The sequence below is a fragment of the Bacillus sp. (in: firmicutes) genome (assembly GCF_031983925.1).
In the GTDB taxonomy this organism is placed as follows: domain Bacteria; phylum Bacillota; class Bacilli; order Bacillales; family Bacillaceae_G; genus Bacillus_A; species Bacillus_A pacificus.
This window is the reverse complement of sequence record NZ_DALYZR010000014.1, coordinates 1-26,030: the sequence shown is the minus strand read 5'-3', so window position 1 is coordinate 26,030 and position 26,030 is coordinate 1. Positions and strand designations below refer to the sequence as shown.

Sequence of the window (26,030 nt, the reverse complement as noted above, 5' to 3'; positions counted from 1 at the left end):
TTTGCCTCTCCCCTCTTTTACTTACGCATTTTTGGATCTAACGCATCGCGTAATCCGTCTGCCATTAAGTTAAATGCTAAAATTAATATACTGATGACAACCGCAGGAATGAACATCATATGCGGATACGTTTGAATTGATTTATAACCGTCATTTACAAGAGAACCTAGTGATGCGAATGGTGGCTGAATACCTAAACCGATAAAGCTTAAGAACGCCTCACCAAACACCGCTGTTGGAATTGTAAACATTGTCATTACGATAATTGGTCCCATTACGTTCGGGATTAAGTGTTTTACAATTAATTGTGTATTTGTTGCACCTAATGTACGAGATGCTAATACGTATTCTTGATTTTTTAATTTCAGGATTTGTCCACGAACGATACGCGACATCCCTATCCAACCTGTAATTGCCATTGCGAGTGTAATTGACCATATACCAGATCCCATAATGATTACCATTAAAATAACGATGATTAAGTATGGAATACCGTTAATAATCTCCATAATACGTTGCATAATGTTATCTACTCTACCGCCATAGAATGCTGAAATACCTCCATATGCAACCCCAATTATTAAGTCAATTGCTGCTGCTAAAAGAGCGATATATAATGATACGCGTGTACCTTCCCATGTTCTTGTCCATAAATCGCGTCCAAGATCATCTGTACCAAACCAGAAATACTCTTTAATATCACGTTTTTCATATTGGTCAACACCATATTGATCTGTACCGTCAAATGGTAACCAATGAACATTTTCAATAACTGGAATTTTCGGTGGCAATTTTGCACGTCCTAAATCTTGCTCTTTATACGAGTGCTTACTTACCATCGGTCCGAAGATTGCTAGTAAGATAATAAGCGTTAATAAAACTAAACCGAACATTGCTCCTTTATGTTGGAACAAACGTCTTCTTACATCTTGCCAAAACGTTAAGCTTGGACGGGCAATGACTTCATTATCCACATTATTTTGATTAGCTTGTTGAAATAAGTCTGGAGATAATTTTTGTACATCTTTCATCATTTTTTCCCTCCCGCTAAACGAATACGAGGATCAATAATTCCGTATAAAATATCAACAATGAAAATAACTAAGATGAAGATCGCACTATAGAAAATTGTAGTTCCCATAATAACTGTATAGTCATTCACTGTAATAGATTTAACGAACTGTTCCCCTAGTCCTGGTACAGCATAAATTTGCTCAATAACTAATGTACCTGTAATTAACCCTGCAACCATTGGTCCTAAAATTGTTACAACTGGAATTAACGCGTTACGAAGGGCGTGTTTGATAATGATAACGCCTTGGCTAATTCCTTTCGCTTTCGCTGTTAAAATGTAGTCAGCTTGCATAACTTCAATTAACTCTGCACGAGCGAAACGTGCGATTGTTGCGATAACTGCCATCGATAAAGCGATTGTAGGCATTACTGTAAACTCTGGTCCTTTCCAGAATGCTACTGGGAACCATCCAAGTTTTACCCCTACGAAATATTGTAGTAATGCGGCAAATACGAACGATGGTACCGACATCCCGAGTACGGAAATAATTGTCGCTCCATAATCGACCCACGTATTGTTACGAAGTGCCGCAACGATTCCTAAAATTAAACCGATAAATGTTCCTAATATAATCGCTTGTAAACCAAGTTGTGCTGATGGTCCAATGCGATCCACAATCATGTCTGTTACTGGACGGTTATCATATTGGAATGATACCCCTAAATCACCTTTTGCTAAGTTACCTAAGTAACGTGCGTATTGAACTGGTACTGGATCATTTAAGCCATATTTTTCAAGAATGATTTCTTTTTGTGCCGGTGATAACTTCTCCTGGTTTTTAAGCGGAGAACCCGGAAGTAATTTCATTAAAAAGAAAGTCAGTGTAGTAATTAAAAATAATGTCAAAGCCATGTACACGAAACGTTTTAATACATAACGTCCCATAGTCAAGCACCTCCCCGTTTTTCTCAAAAGCAATAAGATAGTTTTAAATATTCTTACTTTTATTTTTTTAAAATAAGAGTACATGCCCATCATAGGCATATACCCTTATTCATGATGGAAACCATTTTTAGTTTTTGAGTTCAACCCACTTATAGCTAAATTCCCCGCCATATTTATGTTCTAATAGGCCAGTAATAGATTGGCGTTGTAAATATGCTTTTCCAGGTTGATATACTGGAGCAATTGCTGCATCTTCAAGCAGTTGTTTTTCTGCTTGTAATAATGCATCCCAACGAGCTTGTACATCAACTTCTGTTTTTGCTTTTTTAATTAAATCATCATACGCTGGGTTTGCGTAATGTACTTTGTTTTGCGCATTACCTGTCGTATACATTTCAAGGAATGACATTGGATCCATATAATCTGGATTCCATCCCGCATATGACATTGCATAATCTCCACTTGCTTCAAGTTTTAATTTTTGTGCAAATGGTTGCATTTTTGTTGGAACTGTTAAACCTGGTAAGTTCTTTTCAAATTGGCCTTTTAAATACTCTCCGATTTTTTTAGCATCATCAGTATCAAAGTTTAATAGCTCTAACTCTACTTTGTCTACACCAAGTTCTTTTTTACCAGCTTCCCAGTATTTTTGTGCTTCTTTCATATCCTCTTTTATAAGCTTTCCGTTTTCTTCACGGAAGTCTTTTCCATTCGGACCTTTTGCTAAGCCTTTCGGAACAAAACCATATATACCCTCTGAACCATCGTTTAAGATTACTTTTCCGATGTTTTCACGTTCAAAGGACATTGCAATTGCTTTTCGGATATTTTTATTTGCTAAAAATTTATTCTTTTCATTTAAGCGAATAAATTGTGTAGATGGTCTCTTAATCGTTTTAAAGTCAGCATCTGATTTGTATTTATCTACAAACTCTGATGTTAAGACTACACGATCAATTGCTTTCGTTTCATATAAATTTATAGCAGTTGAACGATCCTTAACAATATTGAAGTTTATTTCCTCAAGTTTTACTTCTTTATTTTCCCAATACGTTGGATTCTTCTTAAGCTTGAAACTTTGTTCATGCTTCCATTCATTTAATACGAATGGACCATTATAAAGTGTCGTATTGGATTCTAATCCAAATTTTGCTCCTTGTTCTGTTACAAACTTCTCATTCAAAGGATACAATGTTGGATAGACTGTTAAACTTACAAAATAAGGAACAGGGTTATCTAATTCCACTTCAAGTGTATGATCATCAATTGCCTTTACACCAAGTTCTTCAACTGGTAACTCTTTTTTGTTAACTTTCTCCGCATTTTTAACATCAAATAGTATGTAAGCAAACTTGGCACCCGTGTTTGAATCTACAGCTCTTCGCCAAGAATAAACGAAGTCCTTCGCTGTTACAGGTTCACCATTAGACCATTTCGCATCTTCACGTAACTTAAACACATACTTTTTGCCATCCTCTGATTTCTCATAAGATTTAGCGACACCCGGAACAAGTTTATCATCTTTCCCCAGACGATATAACCCTTCCATTGTGTTATTCATGATGTTAGAAGATGTTGCATCTGTTGATAACGTCGTATCCATAGTTGGGATTTCAGCTGTCTCAGTTAGATTTAACACTTGCTTGTTTGAGGATTTTTCTTTCGCGCCTGCTTTATTATCCTCTTTTTGGTAACTACAAGCTCCTAACATACTGACAGTCAACGTCGATGCAAGTAATAACGGTATCTTTTTCTTCATGTTGTGTTGCCTCCCCTAATTGCACTTCCTGTACCCTCACTTGTAAAAAAGTAGAATTGAAAGAATAATCTCCAAGTTTCTACAATTTTCATTATACATATAATATAACAATTGTGAATATAGTTTTTTGTTTTTTTGTTAAAATTTTTAATAAAATGTTTATATTTTTATTTTTTTGTAAAGGGATACGTTAACATTGCTACCATCATCTTGCAATCAGACCTTTAATTGCGTATAATTTTCAAAAAATTAGTTCTAGTACATATTATAGCTTTTATAGTATAATAATTCTAGTAATATTTTGACGGAGGGGAACATTTTGAATAAAGTTTTTTTTCATACTTGTATACTAATTTTCATAGCGATAATCGCTTCTAGTATTGGTGCATTCCTCGTTTCATCGCATTTTTTGTTGAATTTTGTCAACATCTCGTTTTATATTGCACTATTTTTTATTCTTATAGGCGGTTTTTTATTCATATTTCAAAATGGATTTTTTAATGTAACAATTTACGCCTTCCAAAGAGTATTTGGTACGAACAAAAAAATTGACTCTTTAATTGAAGAAGTAGAGGAACCTGTCGATAAGAAAGAACGTATTTATAAAACATATTCATTCAAATGGACGTATCCAATTTGCATTACCGGTATCATTCTTGGGTTGTTCTCGACCTTCATTAGCTTTACTATTTTGATGTAGTTTGCAAACACTATCCCATATGATATAATAATCAGCAAAACATTTTGTTATAAAACTTTAGTTCTTTCATATTTAAAGAGCTCAGGTAACAATAAATAAATTTATATGTATGCGATGATAAAGAAGAGTACATATTGAGGCAATTTCAGAGAGCTTGTGGCTGGTGTGAACAAGTAATTGTACAGTATGGAATGGGCTTTTGAGCTCCAAACCGAACCGAAAGTAGTAGGCTTTGGCGTTATATCCAAACGTTATTATGGATTAGAGAGATTTCACAGTAGTGAAATAATTAGGGTGGTACCGCGGTCCATTCGTCCCTATAGTTTTTTGGGATGAATGGGCTTTTTTTGTTTGCCTTCTCTTCCCCATTACGCATTCAAATTTAGGAGGAATTAATTATGTCAGTTATCTTTTCTGGTATTCAGCCAAGTGGAACGATTACACTTGGAAACTATTTAGGAGCTATGAAGCAATTTACAGAGCTTCAAAATGAACACGACTGTTATTTCTGTATTGTAAACCAACATGCGATTACAGTACCTCAAGATCCTGTCGGGCTTCGTAAAAACATCCGCAGTCTTGCTGCACTTTATGTAGCATGCGGTATCGACCCTGAAAAAGCTACGTTATTTGTACAATCAGAAGTACCGGCACACGCTCAACTAGGATGGATTATGCAATCAGTTGCTTACGTTGGAGAATTAGAGCGTATGACGCAATATAAAGATAAAGCGTCAGGTAGAGATTCAGTACCAGCTGGATTACTAACGTATCCACCATTAATGGCTGCTGATATTTTACTTTACAACACTGAGATCGTGCCTGTTGGTGATGATCAAAAGCAACATATGGAATTAACACGTGACCTAGCAGAGCGTTTCAACAAACGCTTCCGTGAAGTATTCACAATTCCTGAAATCCGCATTCCAAAAGTAGGAGCTCGCGTTATGTCACTAACAGAGCCTACGAAAAAAATGAGTAAATCTGATCCGAATCCAAAATCAATGATTAGCATGCTTGATGAACCAAAAACAATTGAAAAGAAAATTAAGAGTGCTGTAACTGACTCTGAAGGTATCGTGAAATTCGATAAAGAAAACAAACCTGGTATCTCTAACTTATTAACAATCTACTCTTCATTCTCTGGAAAAACAGTTGAAGAAATCGAAGCAATGTACGAAGGAAAAGGATATGGCGACTTCAAAGGCGACCTAGCACAAGTAGTCGTAGAAGCGATTCGCCCAATCCAAGACAAATATAACGAACTAATTAACTCACCAGAACTAGACGAAATTCTAGACAAAGGTGCCGAAAAAGCAAACCGCGTCGCATTCAAACAACTACGCAAAGTAGAAAACGCAATGGGACTAAGCAGAAAACGTAGGTAACATATAAAGCGGAGGCGACTGTTTAGCCCTGACGGCTAAGGTTCTTTCTCACAGAAGGTGCTTTTTACCTTCTCGTGGGGAAGGTTCTTAGACGCGAAGGGCTAGGAGCCAGAGCTGGATTTCTATATAAAGCGGAAGCGGCTCGCTTAGAATGTGAGGGGGATGGAGCTCCTGACGGAGAGGCGTTTTTTGCCTCGCAGGAAGGTGCGAAGCCACCGAACATTCTTGCCGCTGGAGCTGGATTTCATATAAAAGCGGAGGCAGCTCGTTCAGTTCTTAGACACGAAGAGCTTGCTGCTGAAGATAAGTTACACCAAATTAAAAAAACCGCCGATTGGCGGTTTTTTAATTTACCTTTTGCTCGTTTTCCATTTCCCATAACTTTTCAAAAAATGGTTGTCCTTTTACGAGACGCTCGCATAATTGTTCGTGCTTCTCAGACCAACCTGTTTTCGCTTCCTCATACAGCTTAGCCCAAATATCTTCAAATTCCATATGTTGAACCATTCCGTATGCTGATGGATCCCACTCTGTGAACCAATAGCGAATTTCTGCTGTGTTTTTCGTTGTATGTAATTGATCTAACGCCATAAATAATAATTGTTTAAGCTGTCTTTCTTTACGAGTCAGGCCATTCATAATGAATGGTGATGGTGATAAAATATGATGTTCTTTTTCTATTTCTTCTACTTGGAACTCATACTTTTCTGCTTGTACGTTTTCTACCATCTCATATACCATCTGCTCTTGGCGCGGTATAAGTCTACTTTTTCGAATCGGTACATTGTAACCAATTGTGTCAATCGCAATAATTCCTTTTCCATCTGTAACTACAAAGCAATACTCTTGCTGCAAACGTTCATGATTTTTACGAATATAAGCCTTATGATGTACGTCTTCCAACATTTTTTGCGGAAGCTCTAACAATTCGTTCTCGATGTAATGATATAATGTGGCATCTACTTTTAATAATGGCACTTGATCTAATAGCTCAATCGTATCATCTTTCCGCCATTCGTAAAAATGACAAACGTTATACCCATTTTCTTCACCTTCAAACCAATTTACCCATACATCATGTAGATATAACATTCACTACCCCTCACTTCACTACTGTTTGTATCCATCATTATGTTCAATTTTTCTTAACTTTATTCCACCTAAGGAAATATATTCTAATTATTATTTTTTCTTCTATTAATACTAAAAAAACAGGAAAGAGAGCTCCTGTTTTTTTATATATGAAATGTATTTGCTTTATTCAATATTTCTTTCGCATCTATAGGCAATAAAGAAAGTGTATCTTCTCCTTCCAAAGTTACACAATCTTTGACAATATGAAATCCAAGCGCATAGCCAAGCATCTTCGGATAAGAATGAAATCCATTTAATAAGATGTCGTGCTCCCTTGTTCCTCGCTTTATACTTATTCTTTCATGCACAACATTTTTCCAATAATATATAGCCTCTTCTTTTGAAAGATACGTCGTCCACGGTGCATTGTTTTTTTCTGAATATCTTTCCGTTACCGCTTGCTCAGCCAAACCTTCCATAATCATCGTATCAAGTAATGTATATTCCGTTTCTTTCGTCTCAATTTGATGTAACCTGCATATGTGATGATATTCATGCGCTAGTAACACTTTTAATTCTTCCACCGAATTCCGTCCACATACAAATAAGAAAATAACGTGACGCATAGATAATCCAGCCCTGCCGTTATACTCTTCTTGTACCGTTCGATTATAGGAATCTGATAATAAAATAAAGACAGGGACATCTGGACCTTTTAGCCAATCTTTCAGCTTCTCATATTCTGCACGTAACTCTTTCCAAACTTCCTTTTTCTCTAACTCTTTAATTTCTCGTTCTCCTCGCATAACGGGGCGATACATACCTTTAGAAATTAAAAAGCGATACAATCTTTCTTTTGGTAGCGGGATATACTTCGTAAACTTCTCACACAGCTTTTCTGGCCGTCCGTAATATAGATGTAACCACTCAGCAGTTTCAACAACCCCCATCTTTATCCCTCCTTTTTCTTATGTATATGCAAAAGGAGAAAAAGGCGTAAAAATAAATAAGGAGTTTTTTCGCAATATGTTACGAAAAAACTCCTTATTTCATCTATTATTTATACGCTTTAAATACTAATACTGCGTTATGACCACCGAATCCTAATGAATTACTTAACACTGCGTTTACTTCTTGATGTCTCGCTTGATTCGGTACGTAATCTAAGTCACATTCTGGATCTGGTGTCTCATAGTTAATTGTTGGAGGAATTACTCCATCTGTAATTGATTTAATAGAGAAAATCGCTTCAACAGCACCAGCTGCCCCTAATAAGTGACCTGTCATTGATTTCGTTGAGCTGATCGCTACTTTATACGCATGCTCACCGAACGTTTCTTTAATTGCCATCGTTTCATACTTTTCATTCGCATCCGTACTTGTACCATGCGCATTAATGTAATCAATATCTTCTGGCTGTAGACCTGCATCTGCTAAAGCTTGACGCATTGCGCGCACGCCGCCTTCACCGCCAGGAGCCGGCATTGTAATATGGAATGCATCACCAGTTGCACCGTAACCAGCGATTTCCGCATAAATGTGAGCACCACGAGCTAATGCGTGCTCTAATTCTTCAAGAATTAAAATACCTGAACCTTCACCCATTACGAAACCGCTACGGTTTTTATCGAATGGACGGCAAGCTGTTGCTGGATCTTCATTGAATGTTAATGCTTTCGCTGAGCTAAATCCTGCGAATGCCATATTTGTTAACGGCGCCTCTGCTCCGCCTGTAATCATTGCATCAGCATCACCGCGCTGAATCGCTTTAAACGCATCACCAATTGAGTTTGCACCAGATGCACAAGCCGTTACAGAACAAGTGTTAATTCCTTTTGCTCCGGTTGCAATTGATACTTGGCCTGCTGCCATATCTGGAATCATCATCGGTACGAAGAATGGGCTCACGCGGCGCGGACCTTTCTCAGTAAAAATCTTAAATTGTTCTTCGTATGTTTCCATACCGCCAATACCAGAACCAATCCATACACCAATTCGAGGTCCGTTTTCCTCTGTAATCTCAAGCTTTGCATCTGCAACTGCCATTTTCGCTGCTGCTACTGCATATTGTGTAAAGCGATCCATACGGCGCGCTTCTTTTTTATCAATATATTTCTCGACTTCAAAGTCGTTAATTTCTGCTGCTACTTTTGCTGGAAATAGTTCCGGATCAATTCTTGTAAGTCGTCCGATTCCAGATACACCTTTTTTAATGTTTTCCCACGCTGTTTCAACATCTGTACCGACCGGTGTAACAGCTCCTAGTCCTGTAATTACGACCCTCTTTTTTTCCATACAAAATACACTCCTTTTTTCTCTCAGTCCTTATTTACCCCAACGAAGAGCGACTGCTCCCCATGTTAATCCGCCGCCAAAACCAACAAGTATAATTAAATCACCATCTTGAATACGTCCGTTTTGCAATTCCTCTACCATCGCAATCGGAATGGAAGAAGCTGATGTATTACCGAACTTCTCAATTGTCATACTCATTTTTTCTTGTGGTAAATTTAATCTCTCTCTTGCAGATTCCATAATACGAATGTTCGCTTGATGCGGTACTAAGAAATCCACATCTTCTTTCGTAAGACCCGCTTTATCTAAAACGCGAAGACAAGAATCCCCAAGTTGACGAACGGCAAATTTAAAGACTTCTCTGCCATTCATCATAACATACTCGTCTTGATAAAGATGCTTACCGCCACTTCCGTCCGCTCCTAATTCGAAAGATAGAACACCTTTACCTTCTGAAACAGCTCCCATTACGATCGCACCAGCTCCGTCTCCAAATAGTACTGCTGTATTTCGATCGTTCCAGTCTACAATTTTAGATAGTTTATCACTACCAACTACTAGTATATTTTTATAAGTTCCCGTTTGAATAAATTGCTGCGCTGTAATCATTCCGTACATAAAACCAGCACACGCTGCACTTAAATCCATTGCAGCTGCATGTTTTGCGCCAATCGCTTCTTGAATAACACAAGCTACTGCTGGAAAAGCACGATCTGGCGTTACTGTTGCTACTAAAATAAGATCGATATCCTCTCCGCTAATCCCTGCATCTTCAAGTGCTTTTTTAGAGGCCTCTACGGCCATATATGAAGTATCTATTGTATCATCGGCAATGCGTCTTTCCGCAATACCTGTTCTCGTACGAATCCATTCATCGGATGTATCCATTATTTTCTCTAAATCGTGATTTGTGACTACTTTTTCCGGCACATATCTTCCGATCCCTAAAATGCCCACGTTCACATCGCAGCCCTCCGTTTTATATCAATTATTATGACTTGGTACTAATTTTAAAACATAAATGTATTTTTGTCTAGAATATATTTCAGCTAAAACATAAAGCGAGCGCATTATTCACCTTATTGTTCATGAAAAGAAACGGAAACATACCTTTCTCTGTTCTTTCGAAATATAAAAAGGCCCGAACCGCTTCTACTTACGGTTCGGGCCTCTCTTCCGTCTAAAAAAATGCTTTTATTCTTTATCTGCTTTCCCAAGCTCATATGCTTCGTTCATAACTTTCATCAATAACTCTAATACTGGTTGAGCTTTCTCCATATCAAGCGCAATTCCATTATCATCTAAAATGGCCTTAGCTTCTGGTAAATGCTTCATTGCGATTTGTAAAAATTGCATGCTTTTCTCATTCATATTACGTTCTTCCTCTCCATTAAAACTTTCACATACATAGTGTAACATGCTCTCTATCCTTCGTATAACTCTTTATATTTTTTCATATGTGCCAATTGTTTATTTAAACCGTATTCTAACGGAGTATTTCTTTTTATTAAAATATCCTCGGCCGCTCCATCTCTTTCTTCCGCATTCTCTTTATTCACTTTATCCTCTGCACGTAAAAGGTTCATACCTTTTTTCCATAATGATTTTTTGCCACTAAGTAAATTATATATACCGAGATGCTCCTCGTTCATTCCATTTTCCCATAAGTATTCACATACATCTTCAACGTACAGTAGATCACTTCCGTTTTCCTCACCCGCATAATGGCACTCTTTCTCACCCAGTTCTGATAACATGAGCTGATGATACATCATAAAAGATGGTTGCCATGGACCATATAATGTAGGAACTCGAAATACACTATATTGTACCTCTCCTTTTTTCAATCCTTCTTCCACTTTCGAAAATAAACGTTTATTTTCGGACTCATCTGCGTTTCCTACTTCAATAGAAGAAATTAGATTTAACTTCACTTTATGTTCTTCACACAGTCTTATCATTCGCTTTAAATACTGTAATATAACTCTTTCATTTCGAAAGCCCCTTTGTTGATTAGGCTCATACAGACAAAAGTAAACCGCATCAAATTTCTCTTCCTCTACGGATCTCCATCCGTCTTCATCTCTTATCGAATAATACGTAAATAACGCATTTCGCCCAATTAACAATAACTTCTCTTCATTAATTTTTGTCATACTATCAAATTCATCAAAATCAAGACCATATACTTCTACTTCTTCTGCAATCATTTTATTCACAAGGTGATAACCTACAAACGTAAGTGCACCTATAATTAGCACGCGTTCCATACCACCAACCCTTTCCCCTTGAAACAAATAGCTCCTCATTTATGTATATGGGAGCTTCACAATTCTTCTTCATATTTTTTAAAGAAATCAGTCGTTTGCCTAACCATTTTATATTTCACATCTTGCAGATGGAATAAGACAGAAGTATCGCATTGGTTCAATTGCCTCATTTTCTCGTATTTACGTAGCAGCTGTTTTCTTCCTCTTTTTTCTTGCGTTGATACAAAAATTTTAACAGGTACACAAGACGGAAGAAGCGTAAATGATTTCTTATTTATTTTCGCTTCTAATTCTTCTTCCTTAGCATCATACGCCAAACTTAATTCCTTCAAGAGTCTCTTGTAAAAAAATTTATGCTCTTTCTCAAACTCCACATATTCTGGTAAATCTAAACACGGATTTAACATAATGACAGAACGTATACATTCAGGGTATTTGTTCATCATTTCAAGCGCAACAAGTGCCCCCATACCATCTGCCATAATGTGCATTTTTGCATTTAATGTCTCTTTTCTCAACACAACGTCATATAGACGTTTCGCTAGACGAACAGATTGGTCGTTTCCCCAATGTCTTCCGTATAAATTAGAAGAAAAGACCGTATAGCCTTCCTCAATAAGGCCATGTAAAAAATAAGATCTACCTGTATGCTGTGTCCATAAACTTGTACCATTCTCAATAAAGTAGTTGTAATCACCAAGAAGCATGACAGAAAATCCATTTGGCTTCTCTGGTAAATAAATAACGCATGGTTCTTTTTCTAAGTAAAAAAAACGTTCCGTAATACTCATTTTTCCCCCGCCTTATTTTCTAAACGTATAAAAGTACTCTTTTATAATGTATGAACGGAATGCAAATTTGCGTTGAAAAATCTACAAATATTTTTCTATATTCTTTTTTCAATTGTGTTACAATAAGGACAGATTGAACGAATAGAGGTGTAAAATATGCGTTTCATTTGGGCATTAATTTGGTCGTTCTTGCTTGTACATATGATGAGCTACGTAATCGGCTCTATGACTGGCGGTACATACGATTTTAACCAAGCGTCTATTTTCTCAGTTGTTCTTGCGGTATTCGTACTAGCAATTTCAGCTGCAATTCCAAACGAGCCAGTAGAACAACACTAAAAAAAGAGTCCGGATTTTATCCGAACTCTTTTTTATTTTACTTCACATGAACAACTAACTCGTTATTTTCTACATCAACCACTACATGACTATTGTCAGTAATCGTACTTGCAATTAATTCTCTCGCTAATTTCGTCTCAACTTGACGCTGTACATATCTTTTTAATGGACGGGCTCCGTACATCGGATCGAAGCCAGCTTCGACAACAAACTCTTTCGCTGCGTCTGTTAATTCTACCGTAATGTGACGGTCAGCTAAACGACCTTGTAATTCTTTTACAATTTTATCAACAATACCTTTAATTTCATTCGTTGTAAGAGGTTTGAATAAAATAATTTCGTCGACACGGTTTAAAAACTCTGGTCGGAAATGTCCTCTTAATTGTCCCATAACAAGCTCTCTTGATTCCTCTTTAATGGAGCCATCATCTTCTAATCCATCTAATAAATGAGCAGATCCAATATTTGAAGTCATAATAATAACCGTGTTTTTAAAGTCTACTGTACGTCCTTGCGAATCTGTAATGCGACCGTCATCTAACATTTGTAATAAAATGTTGAATACTTCTGGATGTGCTTTTTCGATTTCGTCTAATAAAATAACGGAATACGGTTTACGTCTTACCGCTTCTGTTAATTGACCGCCCTCTTCATATCCAACATATCCAGGAGGCGCACCAATTAAGCGTGACACAGCGTGTTTCTCCATATACTCAGACATATCAATACGAATCATTTGTTCTTCACTATCGAATAATGACTGCGCTAACGTTTTTGCAAGTTCTGTTTTACCAACACCAGTAGGTCCTAAGAAAATGAAGGAACCAATTGGACGGTTCGGGTCTTTAATACCAGCGCGCGCACGAAGAACTGCGTCTGATACTAAGCTTACCGCTTCCTCTTGTCCGATGACACGCTCTGATAAAATTTGCTCTAAACGTAGTAATTTCTCGCGTTCACCTTCAACAAGTTTTGCAACAGGAATACCAGTCCAACGTGAAACAATATCAGCAATTTCTTCTTCACTTACTTCCTCACGTAATAAACGATTTTCTTGTTTATTATGCGCGCCCATTTCTTCTGCTTCTTTTAACTCTTTTTCAATTGCAGGAATTTTTCCGTGGCGAAGTTCCGCTGCTTTATTTAGATCGTAATTCCCTTCTGCTTCTTCTAATTCACGGCGCAGACGCTCTAAATGTTCACGTAAGTCACGAACTTTGTGAATATCTTCTTTTTCTTTCTCCCATTTGGCTCTCATACCACTTGCAACTTCTTTTAAATCCGATAATTCACGTTGCAACGTTTTTAGACGTTCTTGGCTACCAAAGTCCTTTTCTTTTCCAAGAGCCGCTTCTTCAATTTCTAGCTGCATAATGCGGCGCGTTACTTCATCTAATTCTGTCGGCATAGAATCGATTTCTGTACGAATTGTTGCACACGCTTCATCGACAAGATCAATTGCTTTATCTGGTAAGAAACGGTCCGAAATATATCGATCTGATAAAACTGATGCTGCTACAATCGCGCGGTCATGAATATTTACACCATGATAAATTTCAAAGCGCTCTTTTAAACCACGTAAAATGGAAATTGTATCTTCAACAGTTGGTTCTTCTGCTAATACTTGTTGGAAACGTCTTTCTAGCGCTGGATCTTTCTCAATATATTTACGATATTCATCTAACGTCGTCGCCCCGATACAATGCAGTTCACCACGCGCAAGCATCGGTTTTAACATATTTCCTGCATCCATTGCGCCTTCTGTTTTACCAGCGCCGACGATTGTGTGAAGTTCATCAATGAATAGTAAAATACGACCTTCACTCTTTTTAATTTCATTTAATACAGCTTGGAGACGCTCCTCAAACTCACCGCGGAATTTCGCTCCAGCTACAAGCGCACTCATATCTAATGCAAAGATTGTTCTATCTTTTAATCCTTCAGGTACATCCTTTTTCACAATACGCTGTGCTAACCCTTCAACGATTGCTGTTTTACCAACACCTGGTTCACCAATTAAAACTGGGTTGTTTTTCGTTTTACGTGAAAGAATGCGGATTACGCGGCGAATTTCACTATCGCGGCCGATAACAGGGTCAATTTTCCCCGCTCTTACTTCCGCCACTAAATCACGACCATATTTTTCTAACGCTTCATAAGTTGCTTCTGGATTTTGACTAGTCACTCTTTGATTCCCCCGAACTGTCATTAAAGACTGTAATAAGTTATCTTTCGTAATATGAAATCTTGTAAATAATTGGTTTATATCGCCTTTTTCTTCAGTAAAAGCAAGTAATACATGTTCAACTGAAATGTAATCATCTTGCAATTTTTCTGCTTCTTTTCCTGCTCTTACAAGCAGTTGTTGCAAAGCACCTGTTATATATAATTTACCTGCTTCTGCACCGCTTCCCGTTACAGAGGGCTTTTTCTTAATTAAACCTTCAGCACCTTGTTTTAACGCTTCTATATCGACATTCATTTTTTGAAAAATACGTACTGCTAGCCCATCTTGCTCTTCTAATAATGTAAACAAGAGATGAACAGTATCTACTTCTTGATGATGATGAGATACCGCTAAAGATTGAGCACTCATAATCGCCTCTTGTGTTTTTGTTGTCATTTGATTTAAGTCCATCTTTACAGTCCTCCAAATGTTTGACTTTCTTTGACCTTTGATTTGATTATACGCCAACTGACTTTTTTATACAATAATTTTGATTATGTATTTTCAAACTTATTATTAGAAAAAGAAAAAGGGAGCATGCATGATACGACTGAAAAATATACGGTAAATGAAATTAAAATGGATGACGACAAAAAAGCCGCAATAATAATTGCGGCTTCTGTTACGGTTTTCTTTTATATGTCCACTGGCGGTTATGATTTGTGTTATCTGGAAACTTTTCACCAGCAGTTAGTTTTACCATTTGCGGATCTTTCACCATACTTCCCGTTTCACCAATTTCTACGTAAATGCCATCATTCGGCGCTTTTTGTCCAGAACGAAACCTACGATTTTGTCCCATTTCCATTCTCCTTCCATGACGTCTTTGCCTCATTAGTATATCCATTTTAAAAGAAAGCTTGTCTGTCATGTTTAGGAAACAAGTACTACATTTCATTCTTGTACATATACATGAATGACACAAGCTTAAAGCAGGGATTTCTTTCCGATTTGTAGAAAAAAAAGAAACCAACCTACTATAGGCCAGTTTCAAAGGAGAGTCAAACATATACGAGAAGATTACATGTTCATTATAAGCCTCATCCTACGAACAATGTAACCCTTTTCACAATTTGTCCATAATGAAAGAAACATTGTTTGAACTTTCTAAAAAGATGTTGACTTTTCTTAATTTCCAGCGAGAAATAGTAGACACCGTAACACTTTGCGACGTAAGATGGATATATAGTGAAGTTTCCATCTTTGGTGGTCTCACCCAGCTTAACCTCTTATTTCTGCATATTAAAACGGAAATACAGATAGAAACAAAAATAAATTATTATAAGAGGTGAAATTATGAACAAACAGCATTTAATCGCACTAGACTTAGACGGCACTTTATTAACAGACAACAAAATAATTTCCACTCGAACGAAACATACAATTGCAAAAGCAAAGGAACAAGGACATATTGTCGTTATTTCAACAGGACGTCCATTCCGCGCTAGTTATGATTACTATAAAGAACTTGGTTTAAATACACCAATCGTAAACTTTAATGGCGCTTACGTACATCACCCTCTTGATTCAAAGTGGGGCACACATCACTCTCCTCTTGAGCTAGCAACAGCGCAAGAAATTGTCCGAGCTTGCTTTGATTTTGGCGTAAAAAATATATACGCTGAAGTAATGGATGATGTGTATGTTCGTGAAATTGATGAAGATAAAAAACATATTTTTGAATTCGGTTCTCCAAACATTTTTACAGGAGACTTATTAAATATTTTAAACGATCATCCAACTTGCTTATTAATTGACGCACATGACGAGCATTCCAGTGCAATTCGTCAACATTTAACTGATATGCATGCTGAAGTAATTGACCATAGAAAATGGGGCGCACCTTGGCCAATTATTGAAATTGTAAAAAGCGGATTAAATAAAGCCGTTGGACTACAAAAAATTTCTAGTCATTACAACATTCCACAAGAGCGAATTATCGCTTTCGGTGATGAAGATAACGACTTTGAAATGATTGAATTTGCTGGTCACGGCATCGCAATGGGAAATGCCATTCCTGAATTAAAATCACTCGCAAACCATACGACGCTAACGAACGAAGAAGATGGCATTGCACTATATTTAGAAGAGGTTCTTGGGTTGTAATCTAAAAATTCCCTGCTTATAGTTTCTCGCCAAACGCTCATACTATCATTAGACGCAAAAGTTAGCGCGTCGATTGTTTTCAGCTAAATAAAGGGGGTTTTTCGAATGGGTAAAAAGAATAAATCAAAACGTTTTATCCAACAAGGAGCCGATGCTGTTATGAAGCATGATGCAAGATTCCCGTACCGAGGTACATTAGCTGAGGCAGAAAAAGCGAGAAGTAACTCTTCTTTTGGAGGGGTCTAAATGGGGAACTTACTATTTCAACAAGCTAGAGATGCTGTTGCAAATGCCGTATCTTGTTCAAGCGGTGCCGAGCAACAAGATCTCGTATATAGAGCCAAAAACGCTTTGCACTCTGCATACGCAAACTCTTCAACAGCTGAAAAAGTTCAGCTACGTGAAATGCAAGAGCAGTTGCAAAACATTACGAATGCACATTAAAAAAGAGGACCAGCTTTGGTCCTCTTTAATCTTTTCGAAACAATCCGAACACCCCAACCGTTTGCAGTACGTTTGTAAATGCACCTGGGTCCACTTGTTTAATAACCCTCTCTAATTCGTACAGTTCGTAACGGGTAATAACAATCATTAACATTTCCTTATTTTCATTCGTATAAGCACCAGTTGCTGGTATAGTTGTAATCCCCCTCACTAAGCGTGAGTGAATCGCCTTTCGTACATCTGCCCCATTTTTCGTAACGATTAATGCCGTAATTTTCACATGACGCGTATGAATTGCATCGATGATTCGCGTTGACACATACAAAGTCACTAAAGTATATAATGCTTTTTCCCATCCATACACATAGCCGGCAGCGATAATGATCAGTGCATTAAAGAAGAAAAAATACGTACCGACAGGCTTGTCTTTAATCTTTGATAAAATCATGGCGATTATATCTAAACCACCTGTAGAAGCCCCCCACTTCAACGCAATCCCTACCCCGATTGCTGAAATAAGCCCACCAAAAATCGCATTTAATATGATGTCGTTTGAAACTGCTCTAACTGGGATAATTTCTAAAAACATAGTCATAAAGATAACGCAAAGAAAACTAAAGAAAGTAAAGGCCTTTCCAACCTTTTTCCAGGCTAAAATAACGACTGGAATGTTAAACAAGCTAAATAATACCCCGGTTGATATGTGAATAGATAAAAAATCACCTAATATTTGTGATAGCAATTGAGACAATCCAGCAAAGCCACTTGCATACACTTTCGCTGGCGTTAAAAATAAATTCATTCCAATCGCATTTAACAAACCTGCGACGATTACAACGATTAACTTCTTTATAAGTTCGGTATAATTCAACTTCAAATCCATTTCCAATCCACCTTCATTATTCATGAGTACACTGCTATACATAGTCTTTACGAAAAAGGAAATGATAAACGTACAACGTTTAGAAATGGAGTTGATACATATGCCACATACGAGTGATAACGACAAAAAAGCACGCGATAATAATGCAAAACGCGCGCAAAAAAATGAGCAAGAACAAAAGAATATAGAACAAGGTAAGCGTGCCTATTCTAAAAAGACTGATCACCTTTGATTCCATCGTACACCGACAATATTGTTGGTGTACTTTTTTTACAGTTTACAGGGAAAAAACATTAAAAATTCACTTCATGTTCACTTCTATATTCTACAATAGCGATAACATATTCGGATGAGGTGTTAGCATGAGAGGGAAACACATTTTCATTATTACTGCACTACTAAGTATATTAATGCTATCTGCTTGTGGACAAAAAAACGACTCAGATACAGTCGCTACAGCAACAGACTCAACCATTACGAAGAGCGACTTCGAAAAACAGTTGAAAGATCGTTACGGAAAAGACATGCTGTACGAAATGATGGCGCAAGACGTTATCACGAAAAAATATAAAGTATCTGACGATGATGTAGATAAAGAATTACAAAAAGCGAAAAATCAATACGGAGACCAATTTAAAAACGTATTGAAAAACAATGGTTTAAAAGATGAAGCTGATTTCAAAAATCAAATTAAGTTCAAGCTTGCTATGAATGAAGCGATTAAGAAAAGTATTACAGAAAAAGACGTGAAAGACCACTACAAACCAGAAATTAAAGCAAGCCATATTTTAGTAAGTGACGAAAATGAAGCGAAAGAAATAAAGAAAAAATTAGATGCTGGTGCTTCATTTGAAGAACTAGCAAAACAAGAATCGCAAGACCTACTATCAAAAGAGAAAGGCGGAGACCTTGGATACTTCAATTCAGGTAGAATGGCACCTGAATTTGAAACTGCTGCCTATAAACTAAAGGTCGGACAAATTAGCAATCCCGTTGCATCACCAAACGGTTATCATATTATTAAATTAACTGATAAAAAAGCTTTAAAGCCTTATGATGAAGTGAAAGACTCTATTCGCAAAAACTTAGAAGAAGAACGTATCTCTGACCCTATATTCGGCAAAAAACTATTGCAAAAGGAATTAAAAAAGGCAAATATTAAAATAAATGATAGTGAGTTGAAAGATACGTTTACTCTTACGCGTGAGCAGGAGAATTAAAAGGAAGCACGACCTTATTGAAAAATAAGATCGTGCTTTTTAATCTTCCATCACTATTTCTAATTTTTTCTTTATTTTATAATGCTAATGAAAAAATGAATTATTTAAAATAAAAAATGCAGCCCGAAACATTAACGATTTATTTCCAAACTTGACAAACTGGATTCCTTTGTTAAATATATGCCCTTTACAAATAGTACAGATTTATTTACATTCCCTTATTTTTCATTTCATCCTTTTAATCTAGCAAAATTATAACGCTTATTTAATATATCATTAATTATTTCTTGATCTTTTGTTACTAAAATTGTACAAAATTCATTACAAGTTATTAAGACAGTTTCCTCATCATTTTTTAATAATATACCTGTTCCACATTCGGAAGTATAGAGTACTTTCTTTGAAGATAAATCTGTATATTTTTCTTCTTCCACTAATAGTTCACACTGAACATTTCCCCTTATTCTCAAAAACTTTTCGAAAACTAGTATATTTTTAGGATTTCCATCAGTTATATTGGGAACATTTCTTTCCACTATTACCTGAAGGTGCTCTACTTCATCTTCAAATTTCATCTCTGACCTAGCAACAGAAACATTTAAATATAAATTATCTTTTAGTTGAATGGCTATTTCTGAACTGATTATAGTATTATCATCTTTTTGCATTATAGGTGTTAAACTTAATATCTTGATCTCCGCTTCTTTCATTAAAGCATCTATAGCTTTTGGATGAACTTGCACCGGAACTATATAATGTGGCATTCCTATCAATCTTCTTCACTCCTAATTAAAATTTCAGTATTATATACTTAAAAATGAATATCTTCGTATATCCTTTTTCTTTTAATATCTAAATTAACTTTCCACGTGCCATCTTTACGTTTTACCATTCTAATTTGAATTCGATTGTCTTTAGTATGTCTTCTAACTGAATTTCCTTTTCTATGATTTATCACCTTTTGCCCTTTTGTATAATGTCTAAAAATACTTTTTGCAACAGCTTTTCCACCTGGCAAATCCGTATTAATTCTTGATTTATGCGCTCTTGCATTTTTTCCTAATAACTTTGTAAAATAAACCGGTTTTGTAATTGTTTTTGTTAGTTTTAATTTTCCTCCGCCAATTGCGCTTATAGCTGCAGCTTTTGCTACCCCTTTCCAACCCTTTCCTGATTTATAAGCTTTATAGCCATCATAAGCTGCAAAACCAGCATTTACTGCAAACCACACCCAATGCCCATCTGGATCCACCATCATCACTGGATTATTATCACCATACGTATACCCATTCTGCGTCACAGGATCATCTTCATCACCCGGATTAGGATCCACCGATAAAAACACACCATGCTCCGGATTATAGTATCTCGCAATCAGATAATACATCCCAATTTCTTTATCATACATGTATCCCGCATATCCGAATGGATTGTCTGTTGCGATACCTTTTGCGTCGCTCTTTAATACGTTACCCCATGAATCATATTCATATGTTGCTACAACTTCTTTATTTTGATCTGTCATCGCGACGACATTACCATGAAGAAGTTGTAGTATACTGTTTGTCTTCTTGATTTCATCGCTCAACGTATACCATTTATTAAATGTATATATTGACGAAGGGCAGTCCCGTTTCCATCTATCCCATATAACAGGGTGATACTCTCTGCCTTAGAAGTAATAGATTATTTAAAATAAAAAGTGCATCTCAAAAATTACCTGTTTAATTTTCGGGATGCACTGAATCTATAAAACTTTATATTCCACTCATCATTAAAAAGAATATTATCAATGAATTAATTTTATAATCCTAGAACGATATGTATAAAATATTACTACTTTAAATATTTGCATTGTCATTCCTTTATTGCAGACCAGCATAGTTTTCAACTAAAGCTTTCCTATACCTTTTTCCTCCATCACGAAAAATTTCTTTATGGTACTCCTCCGTTTCAATAAGAAAATCAGAAAGAGGCTGCCATATCGTTGTATCAATCATCTGATCCCTATAAATATCTTTTTCACTAATTAGCAACGCTAATTCGATTTGTAAACCTTTTTGGTAAAATGTTTCTTGATTCCATCCCGCTTTGTCCAATCTATTGTGCAATTGGCGCAGACTTATATTTGCCTGAAAATTAGGCTTGGATTTCCTAGTCGTAACATTAGTAAACTTAAGCTTTGTACCATATTTAAATGTATTATATGCTAATTTCGCACCTTTATAAGCTGCTCCACCAACTAATCCGACACCAACAGCTACTGCAGCTGCTTTCCAACCACTCTTTTTATACGCTTGATACCCATCATAAGCTGCGAATCCTGTGTTTAATACCATCCATGCTAAATGCCCATCCGGATCTGTCATCATCACCGGATTATTGTCTGCATACGTATACCCATTCATGGTAATTTGGTCATCTTCGTTCCACGTATACTTGTACTTTCCATCCGATGTACGATTTCCATTCACATCATATAGTAACGATTCGTTTCCGAATTTTACAAGTTAATTTCCTTCATTAAACGTTGCCGCTATAGACTTTGTTTCTTTTCCATTTTATAAATTATGAACACTTCAACATTAACCACGGATACCACAATATCTCTTCCGCCTCTATCTGTTGATTATCAATTAAATGAATAACATATTGTGCATCCTCATAATTAGCGATAAGTGATAATTCATTTAAATTCTTACCATACTTTCTAAAATCCGTCTGTAAATTATTATGAATAAACGAATAAAAATTATTGTTACTATAGCCACATATATCAAAACCTAACATTTCAGCGTTATTGATACAGAATGGCAATGCATCTTCCATAAAATGATATATAGAACAATCAAAATCATTCTCTTCTCGCTCATTCAATAAAAAATCCGCCCGATACTCTTCTGAAAGATTTAAACTAACAATTTCTAAATCCTCTATACCCTTTAAATAGTTTTTCTTAAAAAATCTAGCATCCTCTAAATCCCTAAAAACATTGGGCCAGGAGAACCTTTTTTCCTCTATCAATGTATCTAAAAAACATCGCGCCTGTTCATGCTCCTCTTTACTGATCCTTAATCTTGATTTTATTAGTTTAGTAATCGATTCATTTTCATTTGTATTGGCCCAAGGGAAAAACCAATAATCAGGGAATGTTGGCCGTACGCTATTACTTATTGTTAAAATAGTCGAGGACAGCCCCTCAATTATGCAAGTTTGATAAATAAGCTCTTTTTCATATGAAATTATCATAAATCCACCGTTATAATATTTCATGCCCATCCCTCCTTCCTGTTATGAATACAAGTATTCTTCAATAACTATATTCATTTTAATACCCTCTTGGATATTCCTTTTTAAATGGTTTTCTCACTTTTTCTTTCGGATACTTCTTCTTAGTTATAGGGTTTCTATTGTATTGATTTTTAGTTTTAACATTTGGTCGAGGAACATCACCATGCGGTTTTCCTTCTCCACGAAATTGTTTCCTCAACACTCCTCCTTGTCCATAAGTTGCGTATTCAGTCACTTTTCCATTTTTAGTTTTATATCTTGTATGTGGACTTCCCTTTGCCTTCGGGTCTGGTCCAGATGGTTTACTACGGGCCTGCATGACTCTGATTTTTGCACCAATACGCCAAGCCGCATATGCACCACCAACCGCTATAGTTGCTAATAATGCCGCTTGTCCCAAACCTGGTACGAAATATATGCCTGCAGCCATTGCCCAATGCCCATCTGGGTCAATGTTCATTACCGGGTTATTATCCGCATACGTATACCCATTCATTGTAACCGGATCATCACTATCACCCGGATCAGGATCCACCGATAAGAACACACCGTGATCTGGATGATAGTATCTCGCCATTAAATAATAGATGCCTATTTCTTTATCATACATGTATCCCGCATACCCAAACGGATTATCTGCTGCGATACCTTTTGTATCACTCTTTAATACATTACCCCAAGAATCATATTCATACGTTGCTACAACTTCTTTATTTTGATCTGTCATCGCGATGACATCACCACGAGGGTTATAGTGGTAGTATAACGTTTGTCCTTTTGATTTCATCGCTAGACGCGCGCCACTTGTTGCGTATACATATTGACGAAGTACAGTTCCACTTCCATCTGTTTCATACAATGGATTGATACTATCTCCATCATAGAAGTAACGTGTTACTTGACCATTGACATTCTTTTCAATACGACGATTATTTTCATCATATTTATACGTTGCGAATGCATTGCTTTCACCTTGTTTTGTAATCGCTACAATTTGGTCATTTTCATTCCATGTATACTTGTACTTTCCATCAGACGTACGATTTCCATTCGCATCATACGTTAACGATTCGTTTCCGAATTTCACAAGCTGATTTCCGTCATTAAATGTTGCCGCTATAGACTTTGTTTCTTTTCCATTCTCTACAACTTTCACACTCGTACGATTTCCAAATCCATCATATGTGTATGATTTAGTTGTTCCGTTTGGTAATTCTTCATTTAATAGTTGGTTAATCGGGTCGTATACAAAGTTTATTTCTGTTACTTTTCCGCCCGCACCTTCATGTTTAATTTTCGTACGGTTGCCCGCTTGATCATATTCATATCGTTCAGAAAGAAGAATACTATTTGACGTACCTACTACTAAATCTTTAATTTTATTCGCATGGTCATAGTTAAAGGTAGAACCTGAACCATTTCCGGTTGTATACGTGCGAACATTTCCTTGATCATCATAGTCAAATCGATACGTTTGAGAACCGTCTGTCACACGAATGTTTTGATCTAACATGTTGTAGTCATACGATACTTTATTTGTGTATCCACCTTGCGTAATTGTTTGTTCTTTTAGTTTTTCTGTCTTACTGTTTGCTTTATCGTGATATGCCCAGTCAACTTTTCCGCCTCGGCTATCTGTTGCGCTTGTGACACGGTCTGCCTTGTCGTATGTTTTTGTACGTTCTACGCCATTGACATGGTCTTTGACTTTCGTAACTTGTCCATTTTGATCACGTTCAAATGTAAATGAATCTTTTCCATTTCGCTTTTCACCAATGACGCGATCTGCTGTATCATATACAGATTCTAAGATAGAACCGTTTGGCATTTTCGTTTTAATCTTGTTTGCATTTTCATCGTACGTATGTTCAATACGACGGTTCAACGCATCGATATACACTGTATTTTTATTATCTACATCATATTCATATTTGTGTGTTTGTGTTTTCCCACCAAACATGACAGATTTCTCTGTTGTGTTTCCATTATGATCATAACGATAATTTACAGACGTACCATTTTTCAAAGTAACCTTCGTTAATAAATTATCTTTGTTATAATCATATAGTTTTGTATTTCCTTTTTCATCTGTTTCGCTCTTTTTATTTCCTGATGCATCGTATGTGAATGTATTCTTCTGCCCTTCTTCATCATACGCGGCAACAACATTGCCATCGTTGTCGTACTCGTTTTTAATAAGAGCGTTACCTTCTAGTAAACGGATGTTATCAAACCAAACTTTCCCTTTGTTATTATTTCTAAAGAGAAGATAGATTTCCATACGTTTAATTGGTTTTGTTGCTGGAATCACAACTGCACTACGATTCCAATCATTTGTCCCACTTGGGAATTTCGTTTGGTAATTAGCCCCACTACCATCTTGATAATACACATCTGCCCAAATCGCATAGTCTCGAGAAAGTTTATCTGGCGCATCATTCTCTACATTTTCAGATTTAGACATCCCTGTTAGTGTAATTGGCTCTGCTTTTTTCTGATTTATAGTTACATGCTTGCCATACCCTACATTTGAACCACCATATTGGCTGCGCTCTAATACAATAGATGAATGTCCTGTAAAGCTCTCTTGCTGAGAAACATCTTTTGGATCACAGCTTGTTCCATCTCCTCGAATCCATCCTGGAATACAACCTTTTTCCGTCATATTCTCTAAACTACTATTTTCAATTGGATTAAAGCTAGAAGAAACCTCACCTTTTTCCAGTTGAATCTTATCAAACCAGACAGTACCACTCGTAGCAGAACCGCCATTTTCTACTTGTAAATAGATGTTTACTTTTCTCGTTTGTTCTGTTGTTTTAAAAGTAACTTGACGATTAACCCAGTCCCTCGTTCCTTGAACTTTATTATGACGAGTATCATGCCATCCACCATCTACACCAGCACTGTTTTCATTTAATAACTGTACATTGAAGAAACCAGCACCATTGGCTAAATCCGTTTTTATCATACCACTTAACGTATACGTTGTATTTGGTTCTAACGTTACTTCTTGAATTGCAGCAATATAGCCCCAATCATTATTCGTTGCTTTTGTTGAAATTTTGAGTGATGATTCTCCGCCCAGACCACCTGGTGCCGGTGTTGCATCTTTTATAATAGATCCAGAATTATTCGCATTTACTGGTACCCATTTTTCCGTATCATTCATTTCAAAGCTTGGATTTTGAATCAGGTTTTCTCCTGTTCCTAGCTCTCTAGTTGTTGCAATTGGATTTCCAAACTGATCATACTGCATGAAAGATGATGTATTTGCGGCTTG

General features: G+C 36.5%; 26 protein-coding genes, 1 pseudogene and 1 other annotated feature. Of the genes and pseudogenes, 8 read left to right on the top strand and 19 right to left on the bottom strand.

All coding sequences use genetic code 11. The features are described from left to right. Positions 1–17 precede the first annotated feature (17 nt). The 3 genes from opp3C to RTP99_RS24515 form a co-directional block, all read right to left on the bottom strand. Positions 18–1,034, bottom strand: coding sequence for an oligopeptide ABC transporter permease (gene opp3C, locus RTP99_RS24525; protein WP_000974100.1), 1,017 nt, complete (start codon positions 1,032–1,034; stop codon positions 18–20). Then, positions 1,031–1,960, bottom strand: coding sequence for an oligopeptide ABC transporter permease (opp3b, locus tag RTP99_RS24520; RefSeq protein WP_000534165.1), 930 nt, complete (start codon positions 1,958–1,960; stop codon positions 1,031–1,033). Before opp3b ends, opp3C begins: the two co-directional genes overlap by 4 nt. A 127-nt stretch (positions 1,961–2,087) precedes the next feature. Continuing rightward, a complete protein-coding gene (locus tag RTP99_RS24515) occupies positions 2,088–3,719 on the bottom strand; it encodes a peptide ABC transporter substrate-binding protein (RefSeq protein ID WP_046646762.1) in 1,632 nt (543 codons plus the stop codon). Between the two features lie 319 nt (positions 3,720–4,038). Here RTP99_RS24515 and RTP99_RS24510 point away from each other — a divergent pair, with 319 nt between their 5' ends. Then, positions 4,039–4,419: a DUF3899 domain-containing protein gene (locus RTP99_RS24510; protein ID WP_001044987.1), complete on the top strand. Its 381-nt coding sequence runs from the start codon at positions 4,039–4,041 to the stop codon at positions 4,417–4,419. Between the two features lie 105 nt (positions 4,420–4,524). After that, positions 4,525–4,741: a binding site (T-box leader), on the top strand. A gap of 76 nt (positions 4,742–4,817) precedes the next feature. After that, a complete protein-coding gene (gene trpS / locus RTP99_RS24505; protein WP_000110985.1) occupies positions 4,818–5,807 on the top strand; it encodes a tryptophan--tRNA ligase in 990 nt (329 codons plus the stop codon). 345 nt (positions 5,808–6,152) lie between these two features. On the opposite strand, the gene RTP99_RS24500 is transcribed toward trpS, so the two are convergent. The 7 genes from RTP99_RS24500 to RTP99_RS24470 all read right to left on the bottom strand — a co-directional run bounded on the left by RTP99_RS24500 (position 6,153) and on the right by RTP99_RS24470 (position 12,237). After that, on the bottom strand, positions 6,153–6,899 hold the full coding sequence (locus tag RTP99_RS24500; RefSeq protein WP_000966125.1) for a YjbA family protein: 747 nt from the start codon (positions 6,897–6,899) through the stop codon (positions 6,153–6,155). Between the two features lie 143 nt (positions 6,900–7,042). Further along, positions 7,043–7,831 (bottom strand): DUF2268 domain-containing putative Zn-dependent protease, encoded by a 789-nt coding sequence (locus tag RTP99_RS24495; RefSeq protein WP_000539320.1) that lies wholly within the window; start codon positions 7,829–7,831, stop codon positions 7,043–7,045. Between the two features lie 106 nt (positions 7,832–7,937). Then, entirely contained in the window at positions 7,938–9,176 is a 1,239-nt protein-coding gene (gene fabF, locus RTP99_RS24490; RefSeq protein ID WP_000412648.1) for a beta-ketoacyl-ACP synthase II, read from the bottom strand. Between the two features lie 30 nt (positions 9,177–9,206). Beyond that, positions 9,207–10,139, bottom strand: a complete 933-nt coding sequence (gene fabH / locus RTP99_RS24485; RefSeq protein ID WP_001100536.1) for a beta-ketoacyl-ACP synthase III — start codon at positions 10,137–10,139, stop codon at positions 9,207–9,209. A 231-nt stretch (positions 10,140–10,370) separates the two neighbouring features. Then, positions 10,371–10,547 carry a ComZ family protein gene (locus RTP99_RS24480; RefSeq protein ID WP_001986215.1) on the bottom strand — a complete coding sequence of 59 codons (177 nt, stop codon included), beginning with the start codon at positions 10,545–10,547 and terminating at the stop codon, positions 10,371–10,373. Between the two features lie 53 nt (positions 10,548–10,600). Continuing rightward, on the bottom strand, positions 10,601–11,473 hold the full coding sequence (locus RTP99_RS24475; protein WP_000486162.1) for an NAD-dependent epimerase/dehydratase family protein: 873 nt from the start codon (positions 11,471–11,473) through the stop codon (positions 10,601–10,603). 29 nt (positions 11,474–11,502) lie between these two features. Continuing rightward, complete coding sequence (locus RTP99_RS24470; RefSeq protein ID WP_000028715.1) at positions 11,503–12,237, bottom strand: lipase family protein; 735 nt, start codon at positions 12,235–12,237, stop codon at positions 11,503–11,505. Positions 12,238–12,393: 156 nt separating this feature from the next. On the opposite strand from RTP99_RS24470, the gene RTP99_RS24465 reads away from it, so the two are divergent. Then, entirely contained in the window at positions 12,394–12,576 is a 183-nt protein-coding gene (locus RTP99_RS24465; RefSeq protein WP_001211115.1) for a YjzD family protein, read from the top strand. A gap of 37 nt (positions 12,577–12,613) precedes the next feature. On the opposite strand, the gene clpB is transcribed toward RTP99_RS24465, so the two are convergent. After that, a complete protein-coding gene (clpB, locus tag RTP99_RS24460; RefSeq protein ID WP_000365369.1) occupies positions 12,614–15,214 on the bottom strand; it encodes an ATP-dependent chaperone ClpB in 2,601 nt (866 codons plus the stop codon). A 211-nt stretch (positions 15,215–15,425) separates the two neighbouring features. Next, a complete protein-coding gene (locus RTP99_RS24455; protein WP_000531421.1) occupies positions 15,426–15,605 on the bottom strand; it encodes a YjzC family protein in 180 nt (59 codons plus the stop codon). Between the two features lie 494 nt (positions 15,606–16,099). Between RTP99_RS24455 and RTP99_RS24450 the strand changes: the two genes are divergently transcribed. The 3 genes from RTP99_RS24450 (at position 16,100) to RTP99_RS24440 (ending at position 17,353) form a co-directional block, all read left to right on the top strand. Then, the gene (locus tag RTP99_RS24450) at positions 16,100–16,909 is read left to right on the top strand and encodes a Cof-type HAD-IIB family hydrolase (protein WP_001041235.1); all 810 of its coding nucleotides are present in this window, start codon (positions 16,100–16,102) and stop codon (positions 16,907–16,909) included. 105 nt (positions 16,910–17,014) lie between these two features. Further along, positions 17,015–17,155, top strand: a complete 141-nt coding sequence (locus RTP99_RS24445; protein ID WP_000516816.1) for a hypothetical protein — start codon at positions 17,015–17,017, stop codon at positions 17,153–17,155. Then, positions 17,156–17,353, top strand: a complete 198-nt coding sequence (locus tag RTP99_RS24440) for a DUF3813 domain-containing protein (RefSeq protein WP_000527392.1) — start codon at positions 17,156–17,158, stop codon at positions 17,351–17,353. Between the two features lie 25 nt (positions 17,354–17,378). Here the strand turns inward: RTP99_RS24440 and RTP99_RS24435 are convergent, their stop codons facing one another. Beyond that, positions 17,379–18,236 (bottom strand): YitT family protein, encoded by an 858-nt coding sequence (locus tag RTP99_RS24435; protein ID WP_000364453.1) that lies wholly within the window; start codon positions 18,234–18,236, stop codon positions 17,379–17,381. 100 nt (positions 18,237–18,336) lie between these two features. Between RTP99_RS24435 and RTP99_RS24430 the strand changes: the two genes are divergently transcribed. Beyond that, positions 18,337–18,468, top strand: coding sequence for a DUF3941 domain-containing protein (locus tag RTP99_RS24430; RefSeq protein WP_001120845.1), 132 nt, complete (start codon positions 18,337–18,339; stop codon positions 18,466–18,468). A gap of 130 nt (positions 18,469–18,598) precedes the next feature. Continuing rightward, positions 18,599–19,456 (top strand): peptidylprolyl isomerase PrsA, encoded by an 858-nt coding sequence (gene prsA / locus RTP99_RS24425; protein WP_001214226.1) that lies wholly within the window; start codon positions 18,599–18,601, stop codon positions 19,454–19,456. Positions 19,457–19,686: 230 nt separating this feature from the next. Here prsA and RTP99_RS24420 read toward each other — a convergent pair whose 3' ends face one another. From RTP99_RS24420 to RTP99_RS24400, 6 genes and pseudogenes are all read right to left on the bottom strand, one after another. Continuing rightward, on the bottom strand, positions 19,687–20,220 hold the full coding sequence (locus tag RTP99_RS24420; protein WP_011040108.1) for a hypothetical protein: 534 nt from the start codon (positions 20,218–20,220) through the stop codon (positions 19,687–19,689). Between the two features lie 47 nt (positions 20,221–20,267). Continuing rightward, the gene (locus RTP99_RS24415) at positions 20,268–20,981 is read right to left on the bottom strand and encodes an RHS repeat-associated core domain-containing protein (RefSeq protein WP_073569396.1); all 714 of its coding nucleotides are present in this window, start codon (positions 20,979–20,981) and stop codon (positions 20,268–20,270) included. Positions 20,982–21,321: 340 nt separating this feature from the next. Beyond that, positions 21,322–21,870, bottom strand: coding sequence for an RHS repeat-associated core domain-containing protein (locus tag RTP99_RS24410; protein WP_301280741.1), 549 nt, complete (start codon positions 21,868–21,870; stop codon positions 21,322–21,324). Next, positions 21,868–22,017 (bottom strand): annotated as a pseudogene (locus RTP99_RS27910) (RHS repeat-associated core domain-containing protein); the annotation flags it as partial. The pseudogene RTP99_RS27910 and the gene RTP99_RS24410, both read right to left, overlap by 3 nt. Before the next feature lie 7 nt (positions 22,018–22,024). Continuing rightward, positions 22,025–22,729, bottom strand: coding sequence for a hypothetical protein (locus RTP99_RS24405; protein WP_000878669.1), 705 nt, complete (start codon positions 22,727–22,729; stop codon positions 22,025–22,027). 55 nt (positions 22,730–22,784) lie between these two features. Beyond that, positions 22,785–26,030: RHS repeat-associated core domain-containing protein (locus tag RTP99_RS24400; protein WP_312367935.1), on the bottom strand; the 3,246-nt coding region annotated here is incomplete at its 5' end.

Bases quoted from the DNA above. Each gene is read 5' to 3' on its own strand.
- RTP99_RS24405 (WP_000878669.1), bottom strand. From the start codon at position 22,729: ATGAAATATTATAACGGTGGATTTATGATAATTTCATATGAAAAAGAG.
- prsA (WP_001214226.1), top strand. From the start codon at position 18,599: ATGAGAGGGAAACACATTTTCATTATTACTGCACTACTAAGTATATTA.
- RTP99_RS24480 (WP_001986215.1), bottom strand. From the start codon at position 10,547: ATGAATGAGAAAAGCATGCAATTTTTACAAATCGCAATGAAGCATTTA.
- RTP99_RS24420 (WP_011040108.1), bottom strand. From the start codon at position 20,220: ATGCCACATTATATAGTTCCGGTGCAAGTTCATCCAAAAGCTATAGAT.
- RTP99_RS24435 (WP_000364453.1), bottom strand. From the start codon at position 18,236: ATGGATTTGAAGTTGAATTATACCGAACTTATAAAGAAGTTAATCGTT.
- RTP99_RS24450 (WP_001041235.1), top strand. From the start codon at position 16,100: ATGAACAAACAGCATTTAATCGCACTAGACTTAGACGGCACTTTATTA.
- RTP99_RS24440 (WP_000527392.1), top strand. From the start codon at position 17,156: ATGGGGAACTTACTATTTCAACAAGCTAGAGATGCTGTTGCAAATGCC.
- RTP99_RS24445 (WP_000516816.1), top strand. From the start codon at position 17,015: ATGGGTAAAAAGAATAAATCAAAACGTTTTATCCAACAAGGAGCCGAT.
- opp3b (WP_000534165.1), bottom strand. From the start codon at position 1,960: ATGGGACGTTATGTATTAAAACGTTTCGTGTACATGGCTTTGACATTA.
- RTP99_RS24500 (WP_000966125.1), bottom strand. From the start codon at position 6,899: ATGTTATATCTACATGATGTATGGGTAAATTGGTTTGAAGGTGAAGAA.
- RTP99_RS24455 (WP_000531421.1), bottom strand. From the start codon at position 15,605: ATGGGACAAAATCGTAGGTTTCGTTCTGGACAAAAAGCGCCGAATGAT.
- RTP99_RS24470 (WP_000028715.1), bottom strand. From the start codon at position 12,237: ATGAGTATTACGGAACGTTTTTTTTACTTAGAAAAAGAACCATGCGTT.
- opp3C (WP_000974100.1), bottom strand. From the start codon at position 1,034: ATGATGAAAGATGTACAAAAATTATCTCCAGACTTATTTCAACAAGCT.
- fabF (WP_000412648.1), bottom strand. From the start codon at position 9,176: ATGGAAAAAAAGAGGGTCGTAATTACAGGACTAGGAGCTGTTACACCG.
- RTP99_RS24465 (WP_001211115.1), top strand. From the start codon at position 12,394: ATGCGTTTCATTTGGGCATTAATTTGGTCGTTCTTGCTTGTACATATG.
- RTP99_RS24415 (WP_073569396.1), bottom strand. From the start codon at position 20,981: ATGACAGATCAAAATAAAGAAGTTGTAGCAACATATGAATATGATTCA.
- trpS (WP_000110985.1), top strand. From the start codon at position 4,818: ATGTCAGTTATCTTTTCTGGTATTCAGCCAAGTGGAACGATTACACTT.
- RTP99_RS24430 (WP_001120845.1), top strand. From the start codon at position 18,337: ATGCCACATACGAGTGATAACGACAAAAAAGCACGCGATAATAATGCA.
- RTP99_RS24495 (WP_000539320.1), bottom strand. From the start codon at position 7,831: ATGGGGGTTGTTGAAACTGCTGAGTGGTTACATCTATATTACGGACGG.
- RTP99_RS24515 (WP_046646762.1), bottom strand. From the start codon at position 3,719: ATGAAGAAAAAGATACCGTTATTACTTGCATCGACGTTGACTGTCAGT.
- clpB (WP_000365369.1), bottom strand. From the start codon at position 15,214: ATGGACTTAAATCAAATGACAACAAAAACACAAGAGGCGATTATGAGT.